Annotated in this window: 2 protein-coding genes and 1 pseudogene; all 3 read left to right on the forward strand. The window is 73.1% G+C overall.

The window, feature by feature from the left end; translation table 11 throughout:
* Nucleotides 1–624 (forward strand): cell division protein FtsL (gene ftsL / locus AC08OU_RS24070; protein ID WP_476605893.1); only part of this gene is annotated, 624 nt, incomplete at its 5' end.
* Between the two features lie 86 nt (nt 625–710).
* Nucleotides 711–2633, forward strand: coding sequence for a peptidoglycan D,D-transpeptidase FtsI family protein (locus AC08OU_RS24075; protein ID WP_462188188.1), 1923 nt, complete (start codon nt 711–713; stop codon nt 2631–2633).
* Nucleotides 2634–2706: 73 nt separating this feature from the next.
* Nucleotides 2707–2989: pseudogene (locus AC08OU_RS24080) on the forward strand (UDP-N-acetylmuramoyl-L-alanyl-D-glutamate--2,6-diaminopimelate ligase); the annotation flags it as partial.

The raw sequence follows: 2989 nt of genomic DNA on the forward strand, positions 1-2989 counted from the left end.
GCCATCGACCCGCAGCCGCGCCGGGCGCCGAGCCGGGCGCGGCTCGCGGTGGTCCGGCCGGCGCCGGGCGGGGGCCGCAAGGGTCCCTTCGTCGTGCTGCTGCTGCTCCTGTTGGCCGCTGGTCTGCTCTGCCTGCTGCTGCTGAACCTGGCGTTGATGGAGAACTCGTTCCAGGCCAACACTCTGCGCAATCGGGCGTCCGCGCTGGCGGACGAGGAACAGTCGCTGTCGGTGCGTGCCGACCAGCTCTCCGATCCGGCGTCGCTGGCCGCGCAGGCCTCCCGCTACGGCATGATCCCCGGCGGGGTACCGGCATACCTTCCGCCGGGCGCTCCGCTGCCCGTTGGTTCCCGGACCCTGACCCGGGAACCGGGCAGCGGATCCGTCCTCATCGTCGTGCCCGCATCGCCCGGCCCGAGTCCGGCCGGCGGTCCCGGGAAGACCGGCGGTCCCGGGAAGAACGGTCAGCCAGCGGCCAGCGCGACGGCGGGTGGCACCACCGGTGCCGGCGGAACCGCCCACGCCCGCCTTCCCGCCACCGGGACGGACGGTGCTGCGCCCAGTGGTCCGGCGGCCGGTGGTGCCGCGATCGGGGCGGCGGGAAAGGCCGGAGCCGGGCAGTGAGCTCGACGCCCCCGGGCTCCCCCCGGCGCGATCGCGGACGGCTACGCCTTGTTCCTTTACCGCCACCCTCCGTGTATGGTGGTCGGTTGCGGCGGGATGTCGACGATCCGGGTCGGGGGGCCGGCGACGGGCCCGGTGCGGACGAGTACGGCGACGAGGACCACGACGGCCGGTATGCGGACGGCCGGTATGCGGGCCGGCCGGGCTCGGCGCCCCGGCGTCCCGGTCGGGTCAGCCGGCCGCGGCACCCCCGGGTCCGTCGCGCCTACCGGCTGGGCAGCCCGCGCCGGCGGCTGCGGGTGTCCATCGTGCTCATGTGCGCGGTCCTCGGCGTCCTCGGGCTGCGCCTGACCCAGCTGCAGGGTTTCTCCGCCTCCACCTACGCGGCCCAGGCCGAGGCCCAGCGGCTGCGGACCATCGTGCTGCCCGCGGCGCGCGGCGCCATCACCGACCGGGCGGGCCACACGCTCGCGCAGCACGTCGAGCTGCGGGCCGTCTACGCGAACCCGACGAACGTCAGGGACATCGCGGGGACGGCCGCGAAGCTTGCGCCGGTCCTCGACGACAGCACCGAGGCGTTGCGCAGACGGCTCACCACCGACCCGGCCGACCACATCAAGTTCGTCTACCTTGCCCGCGGGCTCACTCCGGACGTGGCGGAGAAGGTCAGCGCCCTGGGGCTGCGCGGTATCGGCATCACCGAGGAACGCGGACGCACCTACCCGTCCCGTGAACTGGCCGCGAACGTCATCGGGTTCATGCGGCACGGCGATGGTGACATCCTCGAGGGCGGCGGCGGGCTGGAGCTGGCGTATGACAAGGTGCTGCGCGGTACCGACGGCCTTCGCTGGCTGGAGGCGAACCCGGCGGGCATCGAGATCCCCTCGGGCCAGAGCCGCGAGAAGGACCCGATCCCGGGTTCCTCGCTGCGCCTGACCCTCGAGCGGGACATCCAGTGGAACGCTCAGAACGCGATCGCCGACGCGGTCCATACCTCCGAGGCCGACGGCGGCATGGTCGTCGTGATGGAGCCCCGCACCGGGGACATCCTCGCGATGGCCGACTCGCCGCAGTTCGACCCGAACAACATCACCGCCCGGGATACCCCGGCGCTGGGCAATCGGTCCACGCGGGACGCCTACGAGCCCGGCAGCGTCAACAAAGTGATCACGATGGCCGCGGCGCTGGACCGCGGTCTGATCACTTCCGAGACCCCGATGACCATCCCGCCGTCCATCACCCGGGGCGGGGTACGCATCGAGGACTCCGAGCCACACGGCGTCGAACATCTCACCGCCGCTGGCGTCCTGGCCCGCTCCAGCAACATCGGCACCGTGGAGATCTCCGAGCGGGTCGGGCGGATCGGGCTGGAGCAGACGCTGCGCTCGTTCGGGCTCGGTGCCGGTACGGGCCTGAACTTCCCCGGCGAGGGCACCGGCCTGCTGCCGGCCGCCCGGGACTGGTCGGGCAGCCAGGCCGCCACCATTTCCTACGGGCAGGGCATGTCGGCGACGGCGCTCCAGATGGCCTCGGTGTACGCGACCATCGCGAACGGCGGTGTTCGCGTGACCCCGCGGCTCGTCGACGCCATCACCGGTCCGGACGGCGTCGTCAAGGTGATTCCCCATCCGCCTGGTCAGCGCGTCGTCAGCGCGCAGACCGCGGCCACGCTCACCCGGATACTCGAGGCGGTGGCGACGAACGAGGGCACGGCGCCGCTCGCCGAGGTTCCCGGTTACCGGGTGGCCGGCAAGACGGGCACCGCCAAACGGCCCGACCCGGTGCACGGCGGTTACCAGGGCTACGTTCCCTCGTTCATCGGGTTCGCCCCGGCGGATGATCCGCGGGTGGTGGTGGAGATCGTCCTGGACAACCCGAAGAAGGGTTACTTCGGCGGTCAGGTCGCCGCGCCCGTGTTCCAACGTGTCATGTCCTTCGCGTTGACCACCCTCGGCGTGCCACAGCCGATCACCAGGCCCGCACCGCTCCTGCTCGACCTGGACAGATGATCGCGATCCGCGCCGGGACGTGGCGGGCGGGGAAGGCCGGCTGGACCACCGCCGTGCTCGGGCGCCCGTGGGGATGGCCGTGCCCGCCCCCACTAAGGTCGTGACCGTGACCTCTCCGGCACCTCGACCGGCTGCCCCGCCCGCGTGTAGCCTCGCCGATCTGCGCGCGGTGCTCGCGGCCGCGGCGCCCGTCCCGGAGCCGGCGGCGTTCGCGGATGCGGGACATTCGCCGTCGGGCACGCGTGCGGACACGGACACGGACGTGATCGTGCACGGCGTCACCCACGACTCGCGTGCGGTCCGGCCGGGCGACCTCCACGCGGCACTGCCCGGTGCCCACGCGCACGGTGCGGCCT

The organism is Frankia sp. CcMO1 (assembly GCF_977945845.1).